This is a genomic window from Klebsiella sp. GN_Kp190, from assembly GCF_040061795.1.
Classification (GTDB): Bacteria; Pseudomonadota; Gammaproteobacteria; order Enterobacterales; family Enterobacteriaceae; genus Klebsiella; species Klebsiella michiganensis.
The window spans coordinates 1-1,825 of the sequence record NZ_JBEAFN010000058.1 but is presented as its reverse complement, the minus strand read 5'-3'; the positions used below and the strand labels follow the sequence as shown (position 1 = coordinate 1,825).

The 1,825-nt window shown below is 61.5% G+C and carries 2 protein-coding genes; one reads left to right on the top strand and one right to left on the bottom strand.

What is annotated here, in order from left to right:
• Window positions 1–124 precede the first annotated feature (124 nt).
• A complete protein-coding gene (locus ABLU67_RS23980; RefSeq protein WP_064358511.1) occupies window positions 125–631 on the bottom strand; it encodes a MarR family transcriptional regulator in 507 nt (168 codons plus the stop codon).
• Window positions 632–711: 80 nt separating this feature from the next.
• On the opposite strand from ABLU67_RS23980, the gene ABLU67_RS23975 reads away from it, so the two are divergent.
• Window positions 712–1,596 (top strand): EamA family transporter, encoded by an 885-nt coding sequence (locus ABLU67_RS23975; protein WP_047722954.1) that lies wholly within the window; start codon window positions 712–714, stop codon window positions 1,594–1,596.
• Window positions 1,597–1,825: the final 229 nt, after the last annotated feature.

Genomic DNA, 1,825 nt, shown 5'->3' with positions numbered 1-1,825 from the left:
TCACCGCCGTCTGCGGGCCGGTAGCCCGGACAGATGCGCAGCATCGCCTCCGGGAAATAACGGTGGTGCTTCATCAACCGCCATCCGGCAACAAGGTAAGCGCCTTATTCAAAGCGGGTGGGTATTACTCTTTTTCCAGCAGGCGCATAAAAATCGTCAGCGCTTCATCAAGCTGCTGGCGCTGCGCCGCAGAGAGTCCACTTAGCAGCATCCGCTCATTCTCCACGTGACTTTCCACCGCTCTGTCGATTAACTCTCGCCCTTCTGGCGTCAGCGCGACCAGCATGCTGCGCGCATCGTCCGGGTTTGGCAGACGGCGAATAAACCCCCGTTTTTCCAGCGCTTTCAGACGATGGGTCATGGTGCCGGAGGTGATCATTAACGTTGAAAATAGCTGGGTGGGCGACAGCACGAACGGTTCGCCCGCCCGCCGCAACGTCGCCAGCATATCAAACTCCCAGCGCACTAAATCATGGCAAAGAAAAGCCGCTTCAATGCGCGGCTCCAGCAGCAGCGCGCAGCGTTTCAGGCGGCCAAACGGCCCCATCGGACTGCAATCGAGATCGGGGCGTTCCCGTTTCCACTGTTCAAGAATGCGATCCACGGCGTCGGTCTGCGGTGATTTGTCCATTAATGCTCACTTGTCTTGATATCAAGATAAATATCGATACATACTTAGGTCACAATTTACCTTGATGTGAAGATAAAATCATGGCCTTTGTTTCGCGCAATTTGATGGTTGATCTGTTTTTAACCGCGCTGGCCCCCGCCATCTGGGGCAGCACCTATATTGTGACCTCGCAGTTTCTGCCGCCGGATCGGCCGTTTATCGCCGCGCTGCTGCGGGTGCTGCCGGCCGGGATCGCTCTGCTGATCTGGAGTCGCCGTTTCCCGCTGCGCGCCGAGTGGTGGAAGCTGATCGTTACCGGGATCCTGAATATCGGCGCGTTTCAGGCGCTGCTGTTTATTGCCGCTTATCGGCTGCCGGGCGGCCTGGCGGCGGTGATAGGGGCGATCCAGCCGCTGCTGGTGATGCTGTTAGCCTGGTGCGTCGATCGTCAGCGATCGCCCTGGCTGGCGGTGCTCTCGGCATTGATGGGGATCGCGGGAATGGCGATGCTGCTGCTGTCGCCGCAAACCACGCTCGAACCGCTGGGGATCGCCGCGGCGTTTCTGGGGGCGATGAGCATGGCGCTGGGAACCTGGCTGTCGCGTCGCTGGGCGATCGCTTTGCCGGTTATCGCGCTGACCGGCTGGCAGCTGCTGATTGGCGGTATCGTACTGGCACCAATTGCGTTACTGGTCGATCCGCCGCTGCATCAGGTGACGCCGACTCAGGCGGCGGGCTATCTGTGGCTGTGCGTTGCCGGGGCGATGCTGGCATACGGCCTGTGGTTTCGCGGTATCAGCCGCCTTTCCCCGGTGGCGGTGTCGGCGATGAGCCTGCTGAGTCCGGTGACGGCGGTGCTATTAGGCTGGGTTTTCCTCGGGCAAAAGATCGAGGGGCTGGCGCTGGTGGGGCTGGTGATTGTGCTGTTCAGCGTGCTGTCGATTCAGCGTGCGTTATCGAAAAAGAGCGCCGTAGCGGGCCGATAACATCCCGGAGGCGATGCTGCGCATCTGTCCGGGCTACCGGACCGCAGACGGCGGTGAACCTGTAGCCCGGGCAAGGCGCGTCAGGCGCCGCCCCCGGGAGCAGCGCGCAGAGTGGCTGAATTTCCCGGAGGCGATGCTGCGCATCTGTCCGGGCTACCGGCCCGCAGACGGCAATGAACCTGTAGCCCGGGCAAGGCGCGTCAGGCGCCGCCCCCGGGAGCAGCGCGCA

Excerpts from the sequence above, each read along its gene's own strand:
- ABLU67_RS23980 (WP_064358511.1), bottom strand. The coding sequence starts at position 631 with ATGGACAAATCACCGCAGACCGACGCCGTGGATCGCATTCTTGAACAG.
- ABLU67_RS23975 (WP_047722954.1), top strand. The coding sequence starts at position 712 with ATGGCCTTTGTTTCGCGCAATTTGATGGTTGATCTGTTTTTAACCGCG.